The organism is Bradyrhizobium sp. CCBAU 45384, assembly GCF_028128665.1.
In the GTDB taxonomy this organism is placed as follows: Bacteria; Pseudomonadota; Alphaproteobacteria; order Rhizobiales; family Xanthobacteraceae; genus Bradyrhizobium; species Bradyrhizobium manausense.
On record NZ_LBIZ01000116.1, the window covers coordinates 381,638 to 406,629 of the forward strand.

General features: G+C 64.2%; 21 protein-coding genes. 13 read left to right on the top strand and 8 right to left on the bottom strand.

Going from position 1 to position 24,992, the window contains the following annotated elements; all coding sequences use genetic code 11:
• Positions 1-114: 114 nt before the first annotated feature.
• Together XH80_RS31275 and XH80_RS31280 are read right to left on the bottom strand one after the other, a co-directional pair.
• On the bottom strand, positions 115-1,692 hold the full coding sequence (locus XH80_RS31275; RefSeq protein WP_271601911.1) for a fatty acid--CoA ligase: 1,578 nt from the start codon (positions 1,690-1,692) through the stop codon (positions 115-117).
• 262 nt (positions 1,693-1,954) lie between these two features.
• Positions 1,955-2,827, bottom strand: coding sequence for an SDR family oxidoreductase (locus tag XH80_RS31280; RefSeq protein ID WP_271601912.1), 873 nt, complete (start codon positions 2,825-2,827; stop codon positions 1,955-1,957).
• Between the two features lie 105 nt (positions 2,828-2,932).
• On the opposite strand from XH80_RS31280, the gene XH80_RS31285 reads away from it, so the two are divergent.
• Together XH80_RS31285 and XH80_RS31290 are read left to right on the top strand one after the other, a co-directional pair.
• A complete protein-coding gene (locus tag XH80_RS31285) occupies positions 2,933-3,742 on the top strand; it encodes a crotonase/enoyl-CoA hydratase family protein (protein WP_271601913.1) in 810 nt (269 codons plus the stop codon).
• Positions 3,743-3,902: 160 nt separating this feature from the next.
• The gene (locus XH80_RS31290; RefSeq protein ID WP_271601914.1) at positions 3,903-5,447 is read left to right on the top strand and encodes an acyl-CoA synthetase; all 1,545 of its coding nucleotides are present in this window, start codon (positions 3,903-3,905) and stop codon (positions 5,445-5,447) included.
• A 102-nt stretch (positions 5,448-5,549) separates the two neighbouring features.
• Here the strand turns inward: XH80_RS31290 and glgX are convergent, their stop codons facing one another.
• Positions 5,550-7,667: a glycogen debranching protein GlgX gene (gene glgX, locus XH80_RS31295; protein ID WP_271601915.1), complete on the bottom strand. Its 2,118-nt coding sequence runs from the start codon at positions 7,665-7,667 to the stop codon at positions 5,550-5,552.
• Between the two features lie 188 nt (positions 7,668-7,855).
• Between glgX and XH80_RS31300 the strand changes: the two genes are divergently transcribed.
• The gene (locus XH80_RS31300) at positions 7,856-8,260 is read left to right on the top strand and encodes a YccF domain-containing protein (protein ID WP_057752947.1); all 405 of its coding nucleotides are present in this window, start codon (positions 7,856-7,858) and stop codon (positions 8,258-8,260) included.
• Positions 8,261-8,391: 131 nt separating this feature from the next.
• Positions 8,392-11,184 (top strand): phosphoenolpyruvate carboxylase, encoded by a 2,793-nt coding sequence (gene ppc, locus XH80_RS31305; protein ID WP_271601916.1) that lies wholly within the window; start codon positions 8,392-8,394, stop codon positions 11,182-11,184.
• A 92-nt stretch (positions 11,185-11,276) separates the two neighbouring features.
• Here ppc and XH80_RS31310 read toward each other — a convergent pair whose 3' ends face one another.
• The 3 genes from XH80_RS31310 to XH80_RS31320 form a co-directional block, all read right to left on the bottom strand.
• Positions 11,277-12,191 (bottom strand): SDR family oxidoreductase, encoded by a 915-nt coding sequence (locus XH80_RS31310; protein ID WP_271601917.1) that lies wholly within the window; start codon positions 12,189-12,191, stop codon positions 11,277-11,279.
• Positions 12,192-12,296: 105 nt separating this feature from the next.
• Positions 12,297-13,436: a thiolase C-terminal domain-containing protein gene (locus XH80_RS31315; protein WP_271601918.1), complete on the bottom strand. Its 1,140-nt coding sequence runs from the start codon at positions 13,434-13,436 to the stop codon at positions 12,297-12,299.
• A gap of 3 nt (positions 13,437-13,439) precedes the next feature.
• Complete coding sequence (locus XH80_RS31320; RefSeq protein WP_271601919.1) at positions 13,440-13,853, bottom strand: Zn-ribbon domain-containing OB-fold protein; 414 nt, start codon at positions 13,851-13,853, stop codon at positions 13,440-13,442.
• A gap of 206 nt (positions 13,854-14,059) precedes the next feature.
• Here XH80_RS31320 and XH80_RS31325 point away from each other — a divergent pair, with 206 nt between their 5' ends.
• The 9 genes from XH80_RS31325 (at position 14,060) to alkB (ending at position 22,378) form a co-directional block, all read left to right on the top strand.
• Positions 14,060-15,307 carry an amino acid ABC transporter substrate-binding protein gene (locus XH80_RS31325; RefSeq protein WP_271601920.1) on the top strand — a complete coding sequence of 416 codons (1,248 nt, stop codon included), beginning with the start codon at positions 14,060-14,062 and terminating at the stop codon, positions 15,305-15,307.
• 40 nt (positions 15,308-15,347) lie between these two features.
• The gene (locus XH80_RS31330) at positions 15,348-16,271 is read left to right on the top strand and encodes a branched-chain amino acid ABC transporter permease (RefSeq protein WP_083514502.1); all 924 of its coding nucleotides are present in this window, start codon (positions 15,348-15,350) and stop codon (positions 16,269-16,271) included.
• Positions 16,264-17,184, top strand: a complete 921-nt coding sequence (locus XH80_RS31335; protein WP_220003718.1) for a branched-chain amino acid ABC transporter permease — start codon at positions 16,264-16,266, stop codon at positions 17,182-17,184. Before XH80_RS31330 ends, XH80_RS31335 begins: the two co-directional genes overlap by 8 nt.
• Positions 17,174-17,905, top strand: a complete 732-nt coding sequence (locus tag XH80_RS31340; RefSeq protein WP_271601921.1) for an ABC transporter ATP-binding protein — start codon at positions 17,174-17,176, stop codon at positions 17,903-17,905. The genes XH80_RS31335 and XH80_RS31340 overlap by 11 nt, the downstream gene beginning before the upstream one ends.
• A complete protein-coding gene (locus XH80_RS31345) occupies positions 17,895-18,614 on the top strand; it encodes an ABC transporter ATP-binding protein (protein WP_271601922.1) in 720 nt (239 codons plus the stop codon). The genes XH80_RS31340 and XH80_RS31345 overlap by 11 nt, the downstream gene beginning before the upstream one ends.
• A gap of 42 nt (positions 18,615-18,656) precedes the next feature.
• On the top strand, positions 18,657-20,006 hold the full coding sequence (locus tag XH80_RS31350) for an amidase (protein WP_271601923.1): 1,350 nt from the start codon (positions 18,657-18,659) through the stop codon (positions 20,004-20,006).
• Entirely contained in the window at positions 19,999-20,685 is a 687-nt protein-coding gene (locus tag XH80_RS31355; RefSeq protein WP_271601924.1) for a DUF2848 domain-containing protein, read from the top strand. Before XH80_RS31350 ends, XH80_RS31355 begins: the two co-directional genes overlap by 8 nt.
• A 280-nt stretch (positions 20,686-20,965) precedes the next feature.
• Positions 20,966-21,715 carry a 2OG-Fe(II) oxygenase gene (locus XH80_RS31360; RefSeq protein WP_271601925.1) on the top strand — a complete coding sequence of 250 codons (750 nt, stop codon included), beginning with the start codon at positions 20,966-20,968 and terminating at the stop codon, positions 21,713-21,715.
• Positions 21,716-21,724: 9 nt separating this feature from the next.
• Positions 21,725-22,378: a DNA oxidative demethylase AlkB gene (gene alkB / locus XH80_RS31365; protein WP_271601926.1), complete on the top strand. Its 654-nt coding sequence runs from the start codon at positions 21,725-21,727 to the stop codon at positions 22,376-22,378.
• A gap of 89 nt (positions 22,379-22,467) precedes the next feature.
• Here the strand turns inward: alkB and XH80_RS31370 are convergent, their stop codons facing one another.
• A complete protein-coding gene (locus XH80_RS31370) occupies positions 22,468-24,093 on the bottom strand; it encodes a thiamine pyrophosphate-dependent enzyme (protein ID WP_271601927.1) in 1,626 nt (541 codons plus the stop codon).
• A 26-nt stretch (positions 24,094-24,119) separates the two neighbouring features.
• Positions 24,120-24,989 (bottom strand): fumarylacetoacetate hydrolase family protein, encoded by an 870-nt coding sequence (locus XH80_RS31375; protein WP_271601928.1) that lies wholly within the window; start codon positions 24,987-24,989, stop codon positions 24,120-24,122.
• Positions 24,990-24,992 lie beyond the last annotated feature (3 nt).

Genomic DNA, 24,992 nt, shown 5'->3' on the forward strand with positions numbered 1-24,992 from the left:
TTGCACCGGTGCCGTAGGGTGGGCAAAGCGAAGCGTGCCCACGATCCCTTGAATACGGAACGAGATGGTGGGCACGGCGCTTCGCGCCTTTGCCCACCCTACGGCACCTGCGGATCAATTCACCCGTCTATCCTTCCCCGTCCAATACGGCTCCCTCAATTGCCGCCGCAAAATCTTCCCTGACGGATTCCGCGGCAGCGCCGGCAAGAACTCCACGCTCTTCGGCGTCTTGTAGCCGGCGATGCGCGTTCGGGTGAAGTTGATGATGTCGGTGGCGGTTGCCTGCTTGCCCGGCTTCATCACCACGACCGCCTTCACCGCTTCGCCCCAGGTGTCGTCGGGCACGCCGATCACCGCGGCTTCGGCGACGTCGGGATGATCGCACAGCGCGCTCTCGACTTCGGCGGGGTAGATGTTCTCGCCGCCGGAGATGATCATGTCCTTGATGCGATCGTGGATGTAGAGGTAGCCGTCCTCGTCCATGTAGCCGGCATCACCCGTACGCAGCCAGCCGTCGCTGCGCAGCGTTGTGGCGGTCGCCTCCGGCAAATTCCAATAGCCGGCCATGTTGGAGCCGGAGCGCGTCGCGATCTCGCCGACCTGGCGCGGTGGCAGAGGTTGGCCGTCAGCATCCAGAATCGCGATCTCGACGCCCGGCAGCGCCTTGCCGGCCGAGCGCATCCGCTCCAGCCCCTCGATATGGTCCTCCGGCGGCAGTGCGACGATGGTGCCTGTCGTCTCGGTCATGCCGTACATCTGCACGAAGCCGCATTTGAAGACCTCGATGCATTCCTTCAGCAGCGCCGCCGGAATGGGGGAGGCGCCGTACAGCATGTATTTCAGCCGCGAGAAGTCGACCGTCTTGGCGCGCGGCTGGCGCACCACGAACTGCATCGCGGCCGGCACCATGAACAGTTTAGTGATGCCCGACTGCTCGAAGAAATCCAGCACCTTGGTCGGATCGAATTCGCGCGCGATCACGCCGCGCGCGCCGTGATAGAGCCCCATCACGCCCCACCCCGAGCCGCCGATGTGGAAGATCGGCATCGCGACCAGCGACACGTCGTCGGTCGACCACCGGTTCCATTCCGGCTTGTCCTCGGCATTGCCTGTCTGCACGAGGTTGAGGAAGTTTGCATGGCTCAGCATCGCGCCCTTTGGCTTGCCCGTGGTGCCTGACGTGTAGAGCTGGATCGCGATGTCGCGGGTGTCGATCGCAACCTTCGGGTCGTCGCCGCTCTGCGCGTCCCGCCAGGCCGTGAAATCCTGCCACTCCGGCGCGCCGCCCTCGGTCGTGATGATCGTGCGCACGCCCGGGATTTGGTCCCTGATCTGACGGATTTGCGTGATGAATTCCGGTCCCACGAACAGCACGGGCGCCTTGCAGTCGGAAACGATGAAGGCGACCTCGGGTCCTGCGAGCCGCCAGTTCACCGGCGCCATCACCACGCCGGCTTTCATCGCGCCCATCAGCAGCTCGAAATAGAAATCGCTGTTCTTGCCGAGATAGGCGATGCGGTCGCCCTTCTTCACGCCCATCGCGAGAAGCGCGTTGGCGACCTTGTTGGTGTTGACGTCGAATTCGGCAAAGCTGGTCACGCGGCCCTCAAACTCGAAGGCGGTCGCGTTGCCGCGGCTCTTGGCGCGCTCGCGCACCATGTCGGCGAGGTCAGCCAATGGCTGTGTAGACATGTTTCTCCCGCGGTGTTTTGTTTTTATGGCTGGGGAGTGTGGCGTCATCCGCGGGTGAAGACAAGGTGGGGAGGGCGCTACTCTCTCAACGTCGTCGTCCCGGCGAAGGCCGGGACCCATAACCACTGAACACAATTTTGCGAAGACAGGTCACGACCAGCCTTCGCCAGACTACTCTCGGTGAGTATGGGTCCCGGCCTTCGCCGGGACGACGCTTGAGCGCGGAGCGAAACTTCCGTGCTGCTCTCTACACAGAGAGAGACTACCCCCGCTTCGCCCGGTCCTTCTCGTTCTGCGCCATGATGCTCTCGCGCGCGGCCTTCCAGTCGTCGTCGCTCCAGTCGCGGAGCTGGTAGAAATTGCCGCCCATGGCGAGCGCCTGGGCGCCGTCCATGGCGATGGTCTCGCCATTGATCCAGTCGCAGCCGCCGGAGATCAGGAACACCGCGAGGTTCTGCAGCTCCTCCATGGTCCCGACCCGGCCCATCGGATTCATCGCCTTGGTGCGCGCGCCGGCCTCGTCACCGGGCTTGATGCGCTTGCTCATGCCTTCGGTCGGAATTTCCCCGGGTGCGATGGTGTTGAGGCGGATGCCGTGGCGGCCCCATTCGGTCGCCAGCGACATCGTCATGGCGTGGATCGCCGACTTGCTCATGGCCGACGGCACCACATAGGGCGAGCCGTTGCGCACCCAGGTCGTGGTGATCGAGACGACGTTGCCGGGCTGCTTCAGCGCGATCCAGCGTTTGCCGACCGCATGGGTCACGTAGAACGTGCCGTGCATGACGATGTTGGCGACCGCATCGAAGCCGCGCGGCGACAGCTCTTCCGTGCGCGAGATGAAATTGCCCGCAGCGTTGTTGATGAGATCAGTCAATGGCGCGTCGCGAAAGATGTTGTCGATCATCTCCTCGACGGCGAGCGCGTTGCGAATATCGACGCCGTGGCTGGTGACGCGCCCGCCATACTCACCCATCAGCTCGATCGCCGTCTCGTCGCAGACGATCTTGCGCCGGCCGCAGATGTGCACCTCGGCGCCGAGTTCGAGGAAGCGCGCCGTCATCGACTTGCCGAGCCCGGTGCCGCCGCCGGTCACGAGAATGCGCCGACCAGCCAGAAGATTTTCCTTGAACATGGCTGTTTCTCCCGTACGTATCGTCAGTTAATTGGTCGATTGACTAAATCCGGCCGTCAGCTTTCTGTAAAGCGGCACCGAACAAGAACAGGGGAGAATTCATCCATGGAAGAGCGCGTCTCGATCTCGATCTCGGAAGGCGTTGCCGACGTGCGCCTGGTGCGCGCCGACAAGATGAATGCGCTGGATCAAGCCATGTTCGAGGCGCTTGTCGCGGCAACCGAGCGTCTTTCCCGGGAAAAAGGCGTACGCGCTGTCGTGCTGTCTGGCGAGGGCCGCGCCTTCTGCGCTGGTCTCGACATGGGACGTTTTGCCGCCATGAGGGAGAAGGGCGGCAACGGAATTCCGGGTGGCGAAAATCGAGATCTCACCAAGCGGACGCATGGCCAGGCCAACTTCCCGCAACAAGCGGTGTGGGGCTGGCGCCAGCTTCCGGTTCCGGTGATTGCGGCCGTGCACGGCGTTGCCTTCGGTGGCGGCTTCCAGCTCTCGCTCGGCGCCGACATGCGCTTCCTGAGCGCCGATGCGCGGATGTCGATCATGGAAATCAAATGGGGCCTCGTGCCTGACATGGCAGGCACGCCGATCCTGGCGAGCCTCGTGCGCGACGACATCCTGCGCGATCTCACCTACACGGGCCGCATCTTCTCCGCGCAGGAAGCGATGAGCTACGGTCTCGCCACCCGCATCTGCGATGATCCGCGCGCTGCGGCGCTCGAAGTCGCGCGTGAGATCGCCGGCAAGAGCCCCGATGCGATCCGAGCCGCCAAGCGACTGCTGAACAATCTCTCGGTCGATCCAGGACCTGCGCTGCTTGCGGAGTCGGTCGAGCAGCAGAAGCTGATCGGCAGCCCGAACCAGACCGAAGCGGTGCGGTCGAACCTGGAGAAGCGCGCGGCGAAGTATGTGGATTGAGTTCGTCATTCCGGGATGCGCCGCAGGCGCAGGCCCGGAATCCATCCCGCCGCATTCCCTGCCGTGACATGGATTCCGGGTTCGATGCTTTCGCATCGCCCCGGAATGACGACCATGATTGTGCCTCTGTCGAAACCCGACGAAAGATCGGAAAACAAGAATGAGCGAAACGTCCAAATTTCTCGGCATCGTCTCCGGCGACCGCCGCCGTGCCCACACCGAGGTCGCCGATCGCGCCGACCGCATCGCGTCCGGGCTCGCCATGTCAGGTGTCAAGCAAGGTGATTGCGTCTGCATGCTGATGCGCAACGATATCACCTTCCTTGAGGCCGCCTACGCCGCGATGCGGCTTGGGGCCTACGGCGTGCCGATCAACTGGCACTTCAAGCCGGAGGAGATCAACTACATCCTCGGTGACACCGGCACCTCCGTGCTGATCGGACATGCTGACATGCTGCACGTCCTGCGCGATGCGATTCCTGATGGCGTTACCGTGCTCAGCGTGCCGACGCCACCGGAAATCCTGAAGACCTACAAGATCGATCCCGATCACCTCGAGACGCCGGACTTCGCAATCGATTTCGAGTCCTGGCTCGAGCAGTATCAGCCCTATGACGGCCCGGTCGTGCCGCAGCCGATGAACATGATCTACACGTCAGGCACGACAGGTCATCCCAAGGGTGTACGTCGCAACGCCCCGACGCCGGAGCAGCAGGCGGCCGGCGAGCGTATGCGTGCGACGATCTATGGGTTGAAACCCGGCGCCCGCGCGATCCTGCCAGGTCCGCTCTATCACTCCGCGCCGAACTCGTTCGGTATCCGTGCAGGCAAGCTCGGCGGCGCGCTGGTCCTGATGCCGCGCTTCGAGGCGGAAGAGTTTCTCGAGCTGATCGAGCGGTACAAGATCGACACCATCTTCATGGTGCCGACCATGTTTATCCGCCTGATGAAACTGCCGGAGGAGGTCCGCAAGAAGTACGACGTCTCCTCGCTCCGTCACGTCATTCACGCGGCCGCGCCCTGTCCGGCGGACGTCAAGCGCGCCATGATCGAGTGGTGGGGGCCGGTGATCTATGAATTCTACGGTTCGACCGAGTCCAGCGCCGTCACCTTCGCGACCTCCGAGGACGCGCTCAGGAAGCCGGGTACGGTCGGCAAGATCTCACCCGGCGCCGAGCTGCGCTTCATCGGCGACGACGGCCGCCTGCTCGGCGTCGGCGAGATCGGCGAGATCTATTCCCGCATGGCGGGGCTTGCCGACTTCACCTACCACAACAAGCCGGAGAAGCGCGCCGAAATCGACCGCGACGGTTTCATCACCTCGGGCGACGTCGGCTATATCGACGAAGATGGTTACGTCTTCATCTGCGACCGCAAGCGCGACATGGTGATATCAGGCGGCGTCAACATCTATCCGGCCGAGATCGAGTCGGTGCTGCATGCCATCCCGGGCGTGCATGATTGCGCCGTGTTCGGCATCCCCGATGCCGAGTTCGGCGAGGCGCTGATGGCGGTGGTCGAGCCGCAACCGGGCGTCACGCTCGGCGTCGCCGACATCCGTGCGCGATTGAAGAGCTCACTCGCCGACTACAAGGTCCCGAAGCATATCGAGATCCGCACGGGCCTGCCGCGCGAGGACTCCGGAAAAATCTTCAAACGCCGCCTGCGCGATCCCTATTGGGAGCAGGCGGGGCGGAAGATTTAAACGCCCTGTAGCCGGATGGAGCGAAGCGCAATCCGGGACTTAACTCTCCGGATGCAAAGGCCCCGGATTTCGCTGCGCTCCATCCGGGCTACAGGCTGACCTCTAAACCAGCTCTCCGCCGACGAACAACAGGAACGACCGGCCCGGTACCTTGTAGACGCTGTCGAAGTCGAACCGGACGCCGGATGCGCCGTCGGCGGCATTGGTGTCGAGCAGCAGCGACCAGCACGGTCCGGCCGTGGTGTGCGGCAGCTTGAAGTCGACTTCGCCCTCATAGCTGTTGAGGATGATCAGCACGCTGTCGTCCTCGCCGTGGCGCGGGATGGCCGTCTTGCGTGCACGGCCGTCGAGCACGGCGCCGAAGCATTTCAGCCAGCCGCTCTCCCACTCGGCGCTCGACATCTCGCTGCCATTGGGATTGATCCAGACGACATCGCGGATGTCGAGCTGCGCATCATGCACGCCGGTGAGGAAGCGGCTGCGGCGCAGGATCGGATAGTCGCGCCTCAGCTGGATCACCCGCTTGGTGAAGGCGAGCAGCTTCTGCGCATGCTCGCCCATCGTCCAGTCGAACCAGGAGATATCGCTGTCCTGGCAATAGGCGTTGTTGTTGCCCTGCTGGGTGCGGCCGAACTCGTCGCCGCCGAGCAGCATCGGCGTTCCCTGCGAGAGCAAAAGGGTCGCCAGCATGTTTCGCTTCTGCCGCTCGCGCAGGGCGACGATCTCCTGGTTGTCCGTCGGGCCTTCGACGCCGCAATTCCAGGAGCGGTTGCTGGAATTACCGTCGCGGTTGCCCTCGCCATTGGCTTCGTTGTGCTTGTCGTTGTAGCTCGCCCAATCGTTCAGCGTAAAACCGTCATGAGCCGTGATGAAGTTGACGCTGGCCCATGAGCGACGGCCGCCCCAGCGGCCGAAGATGTCGCCGGAGCCGAGCAGCCGCGAGGCGAGGGCAGAGGGCGGCGCCTCGCCGCGCCAATAATCGCGCACCGTGTCGCGATATTTGTCGTTCCACTCCGCCCAGCCGGGCGGGAAGCCGCCGACCTGGTAGCCGCCGGGTCCGCAGTCCCAGGGCTCGGCGATCAGCTTGACGGTCGACAGCAGCGGATCCTGATCCATCGCCTTGAGAAATCCGCTCTGCTCGTCGAAGCCGTAGACCTCGCGTGCGAGAATGGTGCCGAGGTCGAAGCGGAAGCCGTCGATATGCATATGGCCGGCCCAGTAGCGCAAGCTGTCCATCACCATCTGGATCACGCGCGGATGCGACAGGTTGACGGTGTTTCCGGTGCCGGTGTCGTTGATGTAATAGCGCTTCCGGTCGGGCAGCAGGCGATAATAGCTCGCATTGTCGATGCCCTTGAAGGATAGGGTCGGCCCAAGCTCGTTGCCTTCGGCGGTGTGGTTGTAGACGACGTCGAGGATCACCTCGAGGCCTGCGCCGTGCAGCTTCGAGACCATCTCCTTGAACTCGCGCAAGGAATTCGGCACGTCGGAGGCGTAGCGCGGGTCGGGTGCGAAGAAGCCGATGGTGTTGTAGCCCCAGTAATTGACCAGGTTCCTCTTCAGAAGATTGTCGTCGTTGATGAAGGAATGGACCGGCAGCAGCTCGATCGAGGTCACGCCGAGCGATGTCAGATGCGCGATCATCTCGGGTGCGGCGAAGCCGGCATAGGTGCCGCGCAGGTTGTCCGGCACCGCTGGATGCTTCTTCGTAAAGCCCTTGACGTGGGTCTCGTAGACGATGGTCTCGTCCCAGTGCACGTTCTGCCGGGCGGCCTCGGCCTGCCAGTCGAAATCAGGATCGACCACGACGCATTTCGGCATGAACGGCGCGCTGTCGCGTTCGTCGAAGGTCGTATCGTCGCCCGTCTCCATGATGTAGCCGAACACGGCCGGATTCCAGGTCAGGCTCCCGGCATGGGCGCGGGCATAGGGATCGAGCAGCAGCTTGTTGGGATTGAAGCGATGACCGGCGTCGGGCTGATAGGGCCCGTGGACGCGATAGCCATAAAAGGTGCCGGGGCCGACGCCGCTGATGTACCCATGGAAGACCTGATCGGTATATTCCGGCAGCTCGAAGCGATGCGTCTCGCGATCGCCGTCGTACAGGCAGACTTCCACCTTGGTGGCATTGGCTGAAAATACCGCGAAGTTGGTGCCGTTGCCGCTCCAATGGGCACCCAGTGGATAGGGCAGGCCTTCCTCGATGACGAAATCGGACATGCGACCCCCCCTAGGCCCCGATGGCCGCGACAGCAATGCCATTGCGCCCCGAATGTTTCAAACGCCGTGCCATTCTGGGCAATGCGTGCGTCAATTCGATGAAGTGGGTGCCGCCGTCGCAACGACGATTTTCCCACCTATATAAGTGGGGTCATTGGCCTCCGGATCATCCCAGGGTTCTTAAAGTCATGTCCCCAGTTTCCATCCTGCTCAACCTGATCTGGATTCTCATCGGCGGGGCCTGGATGGCCTTCGGCTGGCTGGTGGCTTCAGTGATCATGGCCATCACCATCATCGGGCTGCCCTGGGCGCGGGCGGCGTTCAACATCGCCATCTACACGCTGCTGCCGTTCGGCTCGCGCGCGGTCAGTCGTGACGAGGTCACCGGCATGAGCGACATCGGTACCGGCGCCCTCGGGGTGATCGGCAACATCATCTGGCTCGTTCTGGCCGGCTGGTGGCTGGCGCTCGGCCACCTCCTGACCGCCGTGCTCTTCGCCATCACCATCATCGGCCTTCCCTTTGCTTGGGCCCATCTGAAGCTCGCCGGCATCGCGCTCTGGCCGATCGGCAAGGTGATCGTGCCGGCCTGACTCTGCCGGGCCGCCGGCCCCAGCGGCGGCTGTGTGCACCGCCCCCAACTTCGTCTTGCACTGCGGCAGAAAAATATCGCACACTCGGTCCGCCGGGGAGCCATTGGGAGCTCTAGAAAAAGGAGCGAGCCATGTCCCTCCAGACCGTACCATCCGACGCTGCCGATCTTCGCCCGAACCGGCCTGAGGACGTCCAGGCGCTGGAGGCCGATGTCCGGCTGCGCGACGATATCCGCCTGCTCGGACGCATCCTGGGCGACACGGTGCGCGACCAGGAAGGTGCCGACGTGTTCGACCTGGTCGAGCGCATCAGGCAGACCTCGATCCGGTTCCACCGCGACGAGGACCGGATTGCCCGCCGCGAGCTCGAGCAGATCCTCGACAGCATGTCGACCTCGGAGACGGTTCGGATCGTCCGCGCCTTCAGCTATTTCTCCCACCTCGCCAACATTGCCGAGGACCAGAACAACATCCGCCAGATGCGCAGCCGCAGCGCCGCCAACGGGTCCGGCGTGCTGGCGCAAACATTGGCCAAGGCCAAGGCCGCCGGCATCGGCGCCGACGCGCTGCGCAGCTTCTTCAAGACCGCGCTGGTCAGCCCGGTGCTGACCGCGCATCCGACCGAAGTCCGTCGCAAGAGCACCATGGACCGCGAGATGGAGATCGCCGCGCTGCTCGACCGCCGCGAGCGGGTTGCGCTGACCGCGGACGAGGCCGCCGCGAGCGACGAGCAGCTTCGCCGCGAGGTGCTGACGTTGTGGCAGACCAATCTGCTCCGCCGCACCAAGCTCACCGTGCTCGACGAGGTCGCCAACGGCCTGTCGTTCTACGACTACACCTTCCTGCGCGAGGTACCTCGACTGGTCAACGCGCTGGAAGACCGGCTGGAGGACGGCGGCGAGCAGGCCGCCAGCGAGCTCGCTTCGTTCCTGCGCATGGGCAGCTGGATCGGCGGCGACCGCGACGGCAATCCCTTCGTCACCGCCGACGTGATGCGCGGCACGCTGCGGCTGCAGTCGAGCCGTGTGATGCAATTCTACCTGAACGAGCTCCACGTGCTCGGCTCGGAATTGTCGATCGCCGCCCATCTCGCCGATGTCTCCGAGGAGCTCCGTAACCTCGCGGAGCGCTCGCCCGACACCTCGCCGCACCGGAGCGGCGAGCCCTATCGCCTTGCGGTCTCAGGCATCTATGCGCGCCTGACCGCGACGGCCGAGAAGCTCGAGGTCGAGATCACCCGCCGGCCGGTCGGCAAGGGCGCGCCCTACGGAAGCGTCAAGGAGCTGCAGGCCGATCTCGACGTGCTGCATCGCTCGCTGATCTCCAACAACGCCCGCGTCATCGCGCGCGGCCGGCTGCGGCTGCTGCGGCGCGCGGTGGATTGCTTCGGCTTCCATCTGGCGCGGCTCGACATCCGCCAGAACTCGGCGGTGCACGAACGCACCATTGCCGAGCTGATCGACGCCGCCAACCCCGGAATGTCCTATCTCGCGCTCGGCGAGGAGGCGCGCATCTCGCTCCTCACCAACGAATTGCGCTCGACGCGCGCGCTGGTCTCGCCCTTCGTCAAGTACAGCGATGAGACCATGGGCGAGCTCAACGTCTTCCATGCCGCCGCGGAGGCGCATGCGAAGTTCGGCTCGGACGCGATTCCCCAGTGCATCATCTCGATGTGCAAGGGCATGTCCGACATGCTCGAGGTCGCGGTGTTGCTCAAGGAGGTCGGCCTGGTCCATCCCTCCGGGCGCAGCGCCATCAACATCGTGCCGCTGTTCGAGACCATCGAGGATCTGCAGGCCTCTTCAGGCATCATGGACCGCATGCTGTCGCTGCACGATTATCGTCGCCTCGTCGACAGCCGTGGCAGCGTGCAGGAAGTCATGCTCGGCTATTCCGACAGCAACAAGGATGGCGGCTTCGTCACCTCGGGCTGGGAGCTCTACAAGGCCGAGATCGGGCTCGTCGAGGTATTCGAGCGTCATCATGTGCGGCTGCGCCTTTTCCACGGCCGCGGCGGCTCGGTCGGCCGTGGCGGCGGGCCGAGCTATGACGCCATCGTCGCCCAGCCGGGCGGCGCCGTGAACGGCCAGATCCGCATCACCGAGCAGGGCGAGATCATCTCGTCGAAATATTCCAACGCCGAAGTCGGACGCAACAATCTGGAGATCCTGGCTGCGGCGACGCTGGATGCGAGCCTGTTGCGGCCGCGCGAGAGCGCGCCGCGCCGCGAATATCTGATCGCGATGGACGAGCTTTCAAATCTCGCCTTTAGGGCATACCGCGGTCTTGTCTACGAGACCGAGGGCTTCGTCGATTATTTCTGGTCCTCGACCGTGATCAACGAGATCGCGACGCTGAACATCGGCAGCCGTCCGGCCTCGCGCAAGAAGACCCGCGCGATCGAGGATTTGCGCGCGATCCCCTGGGTGTTCTCCTGGGCGCAATGCCGCCTGATGCTGCCGGGCTGGTACGGCTTCGGCAGCGCGGTCGAGCAGTGGATCACAGACCATCCCGACAAGGGCATGCCGTTCCTGAAAGAGCTCTACGGGGAATGGCCGTTCTTCCGCATGCTGCTGTCGAACATGGACATGGTGCTGGCGAAGAGCTCGATCGCGATCGCCTCACGCTATGCCGAGCTGGTGCCTGATGAGGCGCTGCGCGAAAAAATCTTCGGCCGCATCCGCCGCGAATGGCATTCCTGCATCGAGACGCTGCTCGATATCATGGGGCAGGACCGCCTGCTGCAGGGCAACCCGCTGCTGGAGCGCTCGGTGCGTCACCGCTTCCCATATCTCGATCCGCTCAACCACGTGCAGGTCGAGCTGCTCAGGGAGCATCGCGCGCAGAACCCGGACGAGCAGGTGCTGCGCGGAATTCAGCTGACCATCAACGGCATCTCGGCGGGATTGAGGAATACGGGTTAGCCGTCATTCCGGGGCGCCCGAAGGGCGAACCCGGAATCTCGAGATTCCGGGTCTGGTCCTTCGGACCATCCCGGAATGACGGTGGCGCAGCGTTACACCGGATCCCAGGGGAAAATATCCGCGGAGCGATCCAGCTTGTAGAACGAGCCCTTCAGCGCCGGCATGCCGTGTTCGGCGATCGACTGCGGCGTCCAGCCTTCGCTGCGATGGACCGAGCGCAACGGGCGGTTCTGGCTGAACAGGAACAGCTCGTTCATGCGTGCGCCAAAGATCTGCCCGGTGACGTCCTTGGCGGCATCGGAGAGCAGATAGGCGCAGATCGGCGCGATCTTTTCCGGGCCCATCTGCTTAATCTTCTCGACCCGGGCCTTCTCGGCCTCGGTCTCGGTCGGGATGGTACCGATCATGCGGGTCCAGGCGAACGGCGACACGCAGTTGGAGCGCACGTTGAAGCGGCCCATGTCGAGCGCGATGGATTTCGACAGCCCGACGATGCCGAGCTTGGCGGCGGCATAATTGGCCTGGCCGAAATTGCCGATCAGGCCCGAGGTCGAGGTGAAGTGCACGAAGGAGCCGCTTTCCTGCTCGCGGAAGATGCGCGCGGCGGCGTGGCTGACATAGAACGAGCCCATCAGATGCACCTTGATGACGGCCTCGAATGCTTCCACGCTCATCTTGTGGAAGATCATGTCGCGCAGGATGCCGGCATTGTTGACGACGCCATCGAGCCTGCCGAAGGCATCGGTCGCGGTCTTGACGATCTTGCTGGCGGGGATCGCTTCGGCGACCGACTCGAAATTGGCGACCGCCGTGCCGCCGCGCTTCTTGATCTCCTCGACGACTTCCTCAGCAGGCGTCGCGCTCGACCCGGCGCCGTCGGCAGCCGCGCCGGGATCGTTGACAACGACCTTGGCGCCCTCGGCCGCACAGAGCAGCGCGATCTCGCGCCCGATACCGCGGCCTGCGCCGGTGACGATGATGACCTTGTCCTGCAGTGATTTGCTCATGTGGTGCCTCCTGTTTTGTCCGTCATTCCGGGATGGTGCGAAGCACCAGACCCGGAATCTCGAGATTCCGGGTTCGCGCTAAGCGCGCCCCGGAATGACGGGCTGTTACCTCTCATTCGTAAACACGATCGTGCCTGACGCCGCGAACATGCCGCCGACGCCATGGCACACGGAAATCTTCGCATTCGCTACCTGCGCCGGTGCGATGCCGCGCATCTGGCGCACGCTCTCCTGCAGCGCGTACATGCCGTACATGCCCGAATGCATGTAGGAGAGGCCGCCGCCATTGGTGTTGAGCGGAAGCTTGCCCCCGGGCCGCGTGTTGCCATCAGCGATGAATTTGCCAGTCTCCTCGTACGGCATGAAACCGAGATCGCCGAGCCCGAACAGCGGCAAATGCGCAAAGGCGTCGTAGATCATGAGGTGATCGACGTCCTTGTGCGCGATGCCGGCCTCCTTGAACGCGAGCGGTCCCGCGGTCTTGAATGCGCGCGAGGAGTTGAACGTCTCCATCTGGCTCACCATCGGCGTTTCCACGCTCTCGCCGGTGCCCATGATATAAACGGGCTTGCGCGGAAAATCCCTGGCGCGGTCGGCCGAGGTGAGGATCAGCGCGCCGCCGCCGTCGGTGACGAGGCAGCACTGCAGCAGCCGGAACGGATAGGCGATCATGCGCGAGTTCAGCACGTCGGCGACCGTGATCGGATCCTTCATCATCGCGCGCGGATTCCTGGCCGCCCATTCGCGCTGCACGACGGCGACCGACGCGAGCTGTTCATGGGTGATGCCATAGGTCTTCATGAAGCGCAGCACGGGAATCGGGAACATGCTGGGCGGGCCGTAGACGCCATAGGGCGCCTCGAACTGGCCCTGCAGACTGTCGGCGGGGATCGAGCGCGGCGCCTTGCCGATCATCGACTTTCCGCTCTCGGCATGGGTGATCAGCACGGTCTTGCAAAGACCAGCCTCGATCGCGGCGGCCGCATGGCGGACGTGCAGCATGAACGAGCAGCCGCCGACGGACGTGCCGTCCACCCAGGTCGGCTTGATGCCGAGATAGTGGCAGACCTGCTGTGGCGTTTCGACCGCGGTGGCAAAGCCGTCGATGTCGGAGAGCTTCAGCCCGGCATCGGCGATCGCATTGAGTGCTGCATCCGCGTGGAGCTGGAGCTGCGAGGCGTTGGGGATGATTCCGAGTTCGGTGGTCTCGGCCGCGCCGACGACGGCAACCTGGTTCTTGCGCATGGCTTACCCCTTCGCCGGACGGAATATGGGAAGGGTGATCTTGTCGTCCAGCTGCTGGAACGCGACCTCAAGCTTCATGTCGAGCGCGAGCGCCTCCGGCGTCTGCGGGCAGTCGATGATGTTGCTCATCATCCGCGGTCCCTCGTCGAGCTCAACGACAGCGATCGCGTAAGGCGGCGTGAAGCCCGGCGCGGCAGGGCGGTGGTTGATGACGTAGCTGTAGAGGAAACCCTTGCCGCTCGCCTTGAAGACGGAGACCTTGCGTGAGGCGCAGGACGGGCAGAACGGGCGCGGCGGAAAGTAGACATGCGCACAGGCATCGCAGCGTTGCAGGCGCAGCTCGCCCGCTTTGGTGCCGTCCCAGAAATGCTGGGTCTCCGGCGTTGGTTTCGGTCGTGCGCGCTGCGGTTCGGCCATGTCGGCAGCTCCTCCCAAAGGCGAGAACTCGATGCTCGTCTGTTTCAATCTTGATGCGCCAATTGACTATCGCGCGTCAACGGTCCAGCACTGAGCTCTGCACGCCCCGTATTCCACCATGCGCACAATTGCTGACGGCGTGCTTGTGTGCCAGTAAGTTCGCACGGTACATAAGTGCCGAGACAAGAAGAGATCGGGAGGATTCCATGTTGAGATCAGTAGGCGTTGCGCTGGTTGCAGGTCTGACCTTCGCTGCGCCGGCCCTTGCTGCGGATGCGCCGGCCGAGATCAAGATCGGAACGCTCTACGCCTCGAGCGGGCGCTATGCCTCGATCTCGATGCCGGTTCACTATGGGCTGAAGCTGTGGGTCGAACAGAAGAACGCCGAAGGCGGCGTCTATGTGAAGGCGTTCGACAAGAAGATCCCGATCAGGCTCGTTGCCTATGACGACCAGAGCAACACGGCGACCGCGGCGACATTGTACAATCAGCTCATCACCCAGGATAAGGTCGATCTTCTGGTTGCCGATTCCGGCTCGGTGCTGACCGCGCCTGCGGTTGCGATTGCTCGCGACCACAAGATGTTCCTGTTCGACCAGACCGGTACGGGCGCCAGCTTCTTCTCCAAGGACAATCCCTACATCGCCCTGATGGCCGACCCGGTGTCGACCGTCTGGCCGAAGCCGGTCGCCGATTTCGTCTCGCATGATGGACCTGGCCTCGGCATCAAGAAGGTCGCGATCCTCTATGCGACCAACGAGTTCACGGGCACGCAGGCCAATGCCTTCCGGAAGTTCGTCAAGGAATCGGGCGCGCCGATCGAGATCGTCTACGATCAGGGCGTTCCCACCGAGACGACCAACTACACCGTCATCATCAACAACATCGCCAACACCAACCCGGACGCGGTGATTCACTTCGGCTATGCGCCGAACGACATCGCCTTCCTTCGCAACGTTCAGGACGTCGGCGTCGTCTTCAAGATGCTGTTCTCGATCTATGCCGGTCTGGAGACCGAGCTGCTCGAGAAGAACGTCGGCGAGAAGGGACTGGAGCACGTCTTCACCTACGTGCCGCCGCAAGAGCTGAAATATCCGGTGAATTTCGGCATGAACATCGACGAGTACAAAGCGGCCTGGAACAAGAAATATCCTGACGGCAAGGTCGAGTTCGGCTTCAACTCGGTTGCCGGCTACACCACGGCTCTGGTGATCGAAAAGACCCTGTCGGTCGCGACCAGCCTCGATCAGCTCGAGCTGCGCAAGGCAACCTTCAGCCTGTCCAACCAGCTGCAAACGCTGGACGGCACGTTCGCGCTCGACGAGATGGGCGGTCAGATCGGTGAGCTCACGCCGCTCGGCCAGCTCGAGCTTGGCGATCACGGGCATCTCAAGTTCATCTCGATCTATCCCCATGAGACGGCGACCGGAAAGCCGGTCTATCCGCGTCCATGACGGGAAACCCCGCTGAGCAAGTGCTGGGAGTCGGCTGCTGATGTTGACCTACGCGTTGGTCGCCGGCGTCCTGTTCGGGCTGTATTTCAGCCTGGTCGGTATGGGGCTCAATCTCGTCTTCGGCGTCATGCGCATCGTCAACCTTGCGCATGGCGACGTCTTGATGCTCGGCGCCTTCGTGGCGCTGGGCGTCGTCACCCTGGCCGGAATCGACCCGCTGTTTGCGGTGCCGCTGGCATTCGTGCTGTTTCTGCTGGTCGGCACGCTGCTTTATTGGGTGCTGGTGCCGCGTCTGCAGGGATCGGCAAATCCCGAGATGCTGTCGATCATCCTGTTCTTCGGCCTGTCGCAGGTGGTCGAAGCCATCACCACGATCTTCGCCGGCACCAGCGAGCGCTCGATCCAGAGCCGGCTGCTCGGCACGGTGTTCTCGACCATCAAGGTCCAGCTGTTCGGCGGCAAGCCGCAGAACGGTCCGATCCGCATCCTCGGCCAGGGATTTCCCGCGCCGTGGGTGATTGCTGCCGGAATCAGCCTGGTCGCGATCGGTCTCGTTTACGTCTATCTCTATCGCACGCGGCTCGGCACCTTGACGCGCGCCGTGATGTCGCGACGCGACGAGGCGCTGGCCTCGGGCATCGATGTCGATCGTGTCTCGGCCGCGGCGTTCGGAATTGGACTCGGGCTTGCTGCGGTTGCGGGCGTGTTTGCGCCGTTCATGTTCGGCTCGATCACGCCGGCCTTCGGCGCGGACGCGACGGTGACGTCGTTTGCGATCGTCGTGCTGGGTTCGCTCGGCAATCCGCTCGGCACGGCCCTCGGCGGTGTCGTCTATGGTGTCTGCTATATGCTGGTGCAGACCTATCTCAGCTCATGGGCGGACCTTCTGCCCTATGTGCTGCTGATCCTGATCCTCTTGCTACGTCCGAGCGGCCTGCTTGGAAGGCGGGTGCGCGTTGCCTAATGCCGTCAAGCATGTGCTGTTCATTCTGGTGCCGTTGATCGCCGTGTTTGCGGTGTTGCCGGGCCTCTACCAGAACCATCTGCTGTTGTTCAATTTCGTCACTTTCCTGATCCTCGCGCAGGGCGTCAACATCATCTACGGCTTCACCGGCTATTTGCCGTTCGGCTATGTCGGCTTCTTCGGGGCCGGCGCCTACGGATTTGCGGTGCTGGTGATGCATTATCAGTCGCCGGCGCTGGTGGCCGTGCTGGCGGCGGGGCTGGTCGGCGTGCTGCTCGGCCTGCTGCTGACACCGCTGTTGCGGCTCTCCGGCGCCTATTTTGCCATTGCCAATCTCGCCGCGTCGCTGGCTGTGCTGCACCTGGTCGCCAATCCCGCATTGGAGGGCATTACCAAGGGGCCGTATGGCGTGTCGCTGACGGGCACGTTCAACCCCTCGCACGCCTATGATGCGGCGCTGGTGGTGCTGACATTGACGGTGGGCGGTGTCGTCTTCCTGAAGAATTCGAGCTTTGGGCTTGCACTGCAGGCCGTACGCGAGGATTCGGTGAGCGCGTCGATGGCGGGGGTCAACGTCGTCAAGATGCGCATCGCGGCCTGGCTGGCCTCTGCGCTGGTGGCGGGGCTCGCCGGCGGCATCTATGCCTGGTACGTGTCCGTGTTCTATCCCGACAATGTCTTCAGCGGCGAGTTCAGCATCTTCGCGATCGTCTTCGCGCTGTTCGGAGGTGTCGCGACGATCTCCGGTCCGATCATCGGCGTCCTGATCCTGTACGGCGTCTACAATCTGATCGGGTTCACGACCCCGCAATATTTCCAGCTCATCTACGGTCTTCTCATCATGGGGTTGGTGTTGTTCCTGCCGGCAGGGCTGGTCTCGCTGGCGACGCGGAGGGGCTGGCATGTCCCCTGACACAAAACCCATTCTCAGCGTCGACAAGCTGGTGAAGCGCTTCGGCGGTTTCGTCGCGCTCGACGGCCTCAGCTTTCATGCCGCGCCCGGCGAGGTGCTGGGGCTGGTCGGTCCGAATGGTTCGGGCAAGACCACGGCGATCAACGTGATTTCGGGTCTCTACGCCCCCGATGGCGGCGAGGTCGCTTTCGATGGCGAGCCCATCGGCGGCATTGCGTCCCACAAATTGGTCCATCGCGGCATCAACAGGACTTTCCAGGTGCCGAAGCCGTTCATGTCGCTGACCGTGCGGGAGAACGTCAGGGTCGCCCTGGCCTACGGCCACATTGGCGGAATGCCGCCGGCGCTCGATGCGCTGCTCGACGAATATCGTTTGGACGCGGTCGCCGATCGGCCGGCAGCCGATCTCAACAGCGCGCAGCAGAAGATGCTGGATCTGGTCCGCGCCCTGGCGACGCGACCGCGCCTGCTGCTGCTCGACGAGCTCGCCGCCGGGCTCAATCCCGCCGAGCTCGACTGGATTGCCGAGCGGATCAAGCAGCTCGCGGCAGGCGGCATGTCGATCATCGTCGTCGAGCACCTGATGGGCTTCATCGAGCACATCACCGACCGCGTCATCGTTCTCAATGCGGGACGGGAAATCTTCGAGGGTAAGCTCGCTGCGGCCGTGAAGGAACCGCAGGTGATCGAGGTGTTTTTGGGAGGCGAGCATGCCGCCTGAAGCAACACCTCTTCTCCAGGCGCAAGGCGTCGATGCGGGCTACGGCACCATGCAGGTGCTGTGGGGCGTCGATCTCGACGTCAAGTCCGGCGAGACGGTCCTGCTGCTCGGCGCCAACGGTGCCGGCAAGACCACGTTCCTGAAATCGCTGGTCGGCCTGGTCGAGGCCCGTCACGGCAGCATCGCGCTCGGCGGCCAGGATATCGCGCATATGCGCTCCAGCGACCGCATGAAGCTCGGCATGACCTACATGTCGGAGCTCGCGGTGTTTCCTGACCTGTCGATCGAGGAGAACATCCTGGTGGGGGCCCAGGCGCTGGGACATGCCAACCCGCGCCGGCGCCTCGACGAACTCTATGGCCTCTTTCCCGTGCTGCGCGACAAGCGCCGCGACGCTGCCTCCAGCCTGTCAGGCGGGCAGCGCAAGATGCTCGGGATCGCCAAGGCGCTCGCGGCCGAGCCGAAGCTTCTCGTCATGGACGAGCCTTCGGCCGGGCTGTCGCCGCTGTTCGTCAAGGAGGTCATCCGTATCCTGAACGGCCTGCAGGGGCGCGGGATCGCGCTTTTGATCGCCGAGCAGAATATCGGTTTCCTTGAAGTGGCAACCCGCGTATTTGTTCTGGAAGGCGGGCGCATTCGCTTTTCCGGCACGGTTGCCGAGATGACCGACAACGAGGCGCTGCGGCGCGCCTATTTTGGATTGAAATAGCGCGGCAGCGTTTTGGCCGCGCCCGACGCAGGCGAACCAGACATGCCGAACGCCCCGACTCTCGCCACACTGGCCGACGATCTCGAAAGCGGCCGTACCACCTCCCGAAAACTGGTCGAGGCGTGCATCGCCAGGATCGCCGATCCCGCCGGCGAGGGGCAGCGCACCTTCATCCATGTCGACAAGGACGCCGCGCTGACCACCGCCGATGCCATGGATGCCCTGCGCAAGGTCAAGGCGGCGCCCTCGCGCTATGCCGGTATCCCGATCTCGATCAAGGATCTGTTCGACATCAAGGGACAGACCACGCGCGCCGGCTCCCGTGCGCTCGACGATTCCGATCCGGCCGAGCACGATGCGGCGGCGGTCGCGCGGCTGCGCAAGGCCGGCTTTGTCGTGATCGGACGCACCAACATGACCGAGTTCGCCTATTCCGGCATCGGTATCAATCCGCATTATGGGACACCTAAAGGCGCCTGGAACCGGGCCGAGGGGCACGTGCCGGGCGGCTCGTCCTCGGGCGCGGCGGTCTCCGTGCTCGACGGCATGGCCCATGGCGCGCTCGGCACCGACACCGGCGGCTCCTGCCGCATTCCCGCGGCCTATAACGGCATCGTCGGCTACAAGCCGACGCAGCGCCGCGTGCCGCTGGATGGCTCCGTGCCGCTGTCGTTCTCGCTCGACAGCATCGGCCCCTTGGCGCGCTCGGTCAGTTGTTGTGCCATTCTCGATGCGGTGCTGGCCAACGAGCCGGTCACGGCGCTCACGCCGCGTCCCGTGAGGGGCATGCGGCTGGCCGTGCCGACCACGGTTGCGCTCGACGATCTCGACGCTCCGGTCGCGGAAACCTTCGAACGCGCGTTGAAATCGCTCGCCGATCACGGCGCCATCATCGAGCGCATCGAGATGGCCGAATTCCACGACATCGGCCCGATGAACGCCAAGGGTGGCTTTGCGGCGTCCGAGAGCTATGCCTGGCATCGCTATCTCATCACCTCCAAGGGCGACGTCTATGATCCCCGCGTCTACGTCCGCATCATGCGCGGCGAGGCGCAGAGCGCGGCCGACTACATCGATCTGCTCAACGAGCGCCGCTCGCTGATCGCCCGCGTCAACGCCCGCATTGCACCCTACGACGCGCTGGTGCTCCCGACCACCGCCAACACGCCGCCGAAGATCGCAGATCTCGCCGACGACAAGGCGTTCACGACGCAGAACCTGCGCGCGCTGCGCAATTGCACGCTGATCAACGTGATCGACGGCTGTGCCATCTCGCTGCCGGCGCATCGCGAGGGCGAGGTTCCCGTCGGCCTGATGCTTGCCGGAGCGGGCGGCTCGGACCGCCGTATTTTTGAACTTGCTGCCGGCATGGAGGCCGTCATTCGTGTTTGATCTGACTTTCACCATCGATGCCCTGGACACCACCACGCCGCTGACCTTGGCGATCGACCAGATGGTCATCGCCGGATGGACCGGCCGCGATCCTGTTGCGCGCGACAAGCACATTGCCGAGCTGCAGGAGATGGGTATCGCCCCGCCGGCCTCGACGCCGATCTACTACCGCGCCTCGGCGCGCCGGCTGACCCAGGAAGACAGCATCGAATGCACCGGCGGCGATTCCTCAGGCGAGGTCGAGTTCGTGCTGGTCGGCTGGCAGGGCCGTATCTTCGTCGGCTGCGGCTCGGATCACACCGACCGCAAGGTCGAGGCCTACAGCGTCACCGTGTCCAAGCAGATGTGCGACAAGCCGATCGCTTCCACGCTGTGGGAGCTCGAGGATGTCATCGGCCACTGGGACAAGATGATCCTGCGCTCCTACGCCACCATCAACGGCCAGCGCGTGCTCTACCAGGAGGGTACGCTGGACGCGATGCTGCCGGTGGCCGAGCTCATCGCGCGGGGCTTCGCGGGCGGCAGGTTCCCCGACGGCTGCGCCATGTTCGGTGGCACCTTTGCGGCCAAGGGCGGCATCCGCCCTGCGGACCGGTTCGAGTTCGAGCTGGAGGATCCCGTGCTGAAGCGGATCATCAGGCACGGCTACGAGGTGGTGGCGCTGCCGGTGCGGGGCTGAACTCTCTCCGCGTCATTGCGAGGAGCCCTTGCGACGAAGCAATCCAGACTGGTTCCACGGAGGGATTCTGGATTGCTTCGCTCCGCTCGCAATGACGGTCCGAGATAGTCATCGGAAATCGGGTGGCCGCGGCTGCTCGAACCTGCGACACACTCTCCGTCATTCCGGGGCGCGCCCTCTTGGCCGCGAGCCCGGAATCCATCGTGCGGCAGCGCCGATGGATGAATGGATTCCGGGCTCGCGACTGCGTCGCGCCCCGGAATGACGAAGGATGATAGCAATGGCCATCGCAAAACGTGTTCCCGTCGGTTTCGATGAAACGACCGAAATCGCCACCCATGTCGACACCCTCGATTGGCCCCAGATCACCGCCGAACTCGACTCCCATGGCTGCGCCGTCCTGAAGAACGTGCTGACGCCCGAGCAATGCCGCGCCATCGCCGCGCTCTACCCAGACGATGCGCACTTCCGCAGCCGCATCGTCATGGGCCGCCACGGCTTTGGCCGCGGCGAGTACAAATATTTCTCCTATCCGCTGCCCGATCCGATCGCGGAGCTGCGCCCGGCGCTCTATAGGCATCTGCAAGGCGTCGCCAACCGCTGGAACGAGGCGATGGGGATCGACATCCGCTATCCGACCTCGCACGCCGCGTTCCTGAAGCGCTGCCATGAGGCGGGGCAGGTCCGCCCGACGCCGCTGCTGCTGCAATACGAGGCCGGCGACTACAACTGCCTGCATCAGGACCTCTACGGCGAGCATGTGTTCCCGCTCCAGGTCGCGATCCTGCTGTCCGAGCCGGGAGGTGATTTCACCGGCGGCGAGTTCGTGTTGACCGAGCAGCGGCCGCGCATGCAGTCCCGCGCCGAGGTGGTTCCACTGACGCAGGGCGACGCCGTTGCCTTTGCTGTGCACCATCGCCCGGTGCAGGGGACACGCGGCACCTACCGCGTTAATCTGCGTCACGGTGTCAGCCGGATCAGGTCCGGCCAGCGCCACACGCTGGGTGTGATCTTCCATGATGCCAAATGAGCGGAGCCATTGACGGCAGATCTGTTCGACAGCGTTGCCGAAGCCCAACCGTCGCGCGAGGAGATCGCGGACGGCGCCGTGCTGCTGCGCGGCTTCGTCAGGCCGATCGAGGGCGAGCTGATCGAAGCGGTGCGCGCCATCGTGGTGCAGTCGCCGTTCCGGCGAATGACCACGCCCGGAGGCTACCAGATGTCGGTGGCCATGACCAATTGCGGCGAGCGCGGCTGGATCACCGATCACACCGGCTACCGCTATGATCCCATCGATCCGCGAACCGGCGCGCCATGGCCGGTGATGCCGCCGGTGTTTCGCGATCTCGCCCGCCGCGCGGCGGAGCAGGGCGGCTTCGAGCACTTCGCGCCCGACGCGTGCCTGATCAACCGCTACGAGCCCGGCACGCGGCTCTCACTGCATCAGGACAAGGACGAGCTGGACTATTCGGCGCCGATCGTCTCGGTCTCGCTCGGCCTGCCCGCGACCTTCCTGTTCGGCGGCCTGGCGCGCGCCGACAAGCCGCGCCGCTTTCGCCTTGTGCATGGCGACGTCGTGGTGTGGGGCGGGCCGAGCCGGCTCGCCTATCACGGCGTCGCGCCGCTGGCCGAGGGCGAGCACGGGCTGCTGGGACGTATCAGGATCAATTTGACGTTCCGCCGGACGCGCTGAAAGAGCGGTCGTTCCGGAGCGATGCGAAGCATCGAATCCGGAACCTCGAGATTCCGGGTTCGCGCTTTCGCGCGCCCCGGAATGACGGACTAGGGCTTCTGCGGGTGAATGAACGCCCACGGGCTGACTTCCGAATCCCTGGTCACCTCGATCGAGATCAGATACGGCCCGCGATGGGCGAGCGCCTTCTCCATCGCGGACTTGAACTGGTCCGGCGCCGTGACGCGCGCGGATGCCACGCCAAAGGACTCCGCCAGCTTGACGAAGTCAGGATTGACCAGATCGGATGCCACCACCCGGCCGTCAAAGCGTTCGCGCTGGTCGCGGCGGACATTGCCATAGGCGTTGTTGTTGAACACCAGCGTCACCACGCCGATGTTGAACTGCACGGCGGTGGCCAGCTCCTGCACGCCGAACATGAAGCCGCCGTCGCCGGTAATCGCAACCACCGGCGTGTCGGGACTGGCGACTTTGGCCCCTAACGCCGTCGGGAAGCCCGAACCGAGCGTGCCCTGATAGCCAGAGGTGATGAAGGTCCGCGGCTGGTAGATCGGAAAGCCGTACCAGGAGGCGAAGCCGAACTGCGACAGCTCGTCGGTGACGATCGCGTTCGCCGGCAGCACCTCGCGCAAAATGTTGAGATACGCCATCTGCGGCTGGACGCGCTGGATCTCTGCCAGCGCCGTCGCGGTCGCCTCGCGGATCGCCCCGCGGCGGCCGGCGATCTTGCTGTAGCCGACCTTGCTGACGGCGGCGACGAGATCGGCGGTCGCGGCCTTGGCATCGGCAACGATGGAAGCGTCCGAAATGAAGCGCCGCATCTCGACGGGATCGATATCGATCCGGATGCTCTTCAATCCATCCGGCCGATAAGGCCAGCGCGACATCGTCGGCAATTCCAGCCGCGTGCCGATGCCGATCATCAGGTCCGTCTTGGCCCATAGCTTGTAGGCGGCGGCCATGGTCAGGCCAAGCTCGTGCGCATTGGAGACGATGCCGCGGCCGCTGCGGAAGGCGACCACGGGCGCATCGATCATCTCGGCGAGCTCGAGGATTTCCTCGCCTGCCTCGATCGCGCCGCTGCCGACGAAGATCATCGGTGCTTTGCTGGCCTTGATGAGCGCTGCGGCCTGCTTGATCGCATCGGGGTCTGGGAGCGGCGCGGGCAGGGGCTCCAGCACCTGCGCAGCGGCGGTGTCCGCGCGCTGCGTAAAGATATCCCAGGGCATCTCCACCGAGGCGGGGCCGCGTCGGCCGGACATCATTTCCTGGAAGGCGCGCGCCACCGTGGTCGGTGCATTGGCAGAAGCTTCGATTCTATCGGCCCATTTCACATAGCTGCGCAAGGTCGCGAGCTGGTCCGGCATCTCGTGCAGATGGCCGCGCCCCTTGCCGAGAAACTGCGTCGGCACTTGTCCGGTGACGCACAGCACCGGCTCGTTGCAGCCGAAGGCGGTGAGCAGCGCTGCGCTGGCATTGAGCACGCCGGGGCCGGGCACCACGCTGAACACGCCGGGTCGGCCGCTCGCGCGCGCATAGCCAAACGCCATGTAGCCGCAGGCCTGTTCGTGCCGCGCGCCGATCACCTTGAGCTGAGCCTGGTGGAAGGCGTCGAACAGGCCGTAGACCTGCGCGCCCGGCAGGCCGAACACGGTGTCGACGCCATGGGCGACGAGCCCGCTTACGATCGCTTCGCCGCCGGTCAGGGTGGTCATTGCATCATTCCATTCGTGTTGTTGTCTTAGGCTTCGTCGACGACGCCGTTGCGTAAAACTCCGATACCCTCGGCCGCGACCTCGATGACGTCGCCGGGCTTCAGGTAGCGCGGCGGATCGAACCGCGCACCCGCGCCGGTCGGCGTGCCCGTGACGATGATGTCACCGGGGACCAGCGTCGCGAAGGTCGAGATATAGCTGATGAGATAGCGGAACGGAAACATCAGCCGGCTGGTACGGTCGTCTTGACGCAGCTCGCCATTGACATGCGTGGTCAGCCTGATGTCTGCGATCTGCGCTTCCCTGATGTAGGGCACCAGCCACGGCCCGAGGCTGCCGCTGGAATCAAAGTTCTTGCCTTGCGTGACGTTGAATTTTGCGTGGCGCAGCCAGTCGCGCACCGAGCCTTCGTTGCAGAGCGTCAGCGCGGCGACGTGATCGAGCGCAGCGCTCTGCTTGATGTGCCGGCCGGCCTTGCCGATCACCAGCACGATCTCGCCTTCATAGTCGAGCTGCGCGGACGCGCGCGGGCGCACCAGCGGCGTGTCGTGGCCGACGAAGGAGCGGGGCGAGCGCATGAACATGCTCGGATATTTCGGCGCCTCCTGGCCGTCCTTGTATTCGGCGTTGCGGTCAGGATAGTTGACCCCGATGCAGATGATCTTTTCCGGCGCGGGCACCGGCGGCAGCCATGTGATCTCGCCGAGCGCGTGAACCGGCGTACGGCTGGCGGCCTCTTCGGCGAAGGGCACGTGCTTGCCGGCGGCGATCACCTCGCGCAGGGTCGGATAGTCCTTGGCGTAGCGCGCCGAGAGATCGACGATGCCGCCCTCCAGGACGGCGCCGTAGCGGGTTTCACCCTTGACGGAATAGGTAGCGAGGCGAGGGAGTTTCATCGC